The organism is Novosphingobium album (ex Liu et al. 2023) (genome assembly GCF_029076845.1).
GTDB lineage: Bacteria > Pseudomonadota > Alphaproteobacteria > Sphingomonadales > Sphingomonadaceae > Novosphingobium.
Map to the genome: position 1 here is coordinate 1 of NZ_JARESE010000119.1, position 674 is coordinate 674.

Sequence of the window (674 nt, forward strand, 5' to 3'; positions counted from 1 at the left end):
GCCGGTTCGGTTATCGGCGCCTGGGCTATCTGCTGGCGCGCGAGGGGCTCGCGCCGAACCACAAGAAGCTGCTGCGCATCTATCGTGAGGAGAACCTGCGGGTGCGCCGGCGCGGTGGGCGCAAGCGCGCTCTGGGCACCAGGGCGCCGATGCTGTTACCGGACGGGCCGAACCAGCGCTGGTCGCTGGACTTCGTCAGCGACACGTTCAGCTGCGGCCGACGCTTCCGCATCCTGGCGATCGTCGACGATTACACGCGCGAGTGCCTCGCACTGGTGGCGGATACGTCGCTCTCCGGCGCGCGAGTGGCCAGGGAACTGACGGGCCTGCTCGGCAGGCGCGGTAAGCCGCACACGGTGGTCAGCGACAACGGCACCGAGCTGACCTCGTCGGCCATCCTGCGCTGGTCGCAGGAGCGACGCGTCGAGTGGCACTACATCGCGCCGGGCAAGCCGATGCAGAACGGCTTCGTCGAGAGCTTCAACGGGCGCCTGCGCGACGAATGCCTCAACGAAACGCTGTTCACGTCGCTGGCGCATGCCCGCTTCGTGCTCGATGCCTGGCGGCACGACTACAACCACGTCAGGCCCCACTCGAAACTGGGCGGGAGAACCCCCGCCGAGATCGCCGGCCAACGTGTCCGGGGGCATGCCCCCGGACACGTTGCCATCCCA

The 674-nt window shown here is 68.5% G+C and carries 1 protein-coding gene; it reads left to right on the top strand.

From position 1 onward, the window contains the following. The coding region (locus PYV00_RS24160; RefSeq protein ID WP_275230892.1) for an IS3 family transposase at window positions 1–674 on the top strand (674 nt) is incomplete at both ends.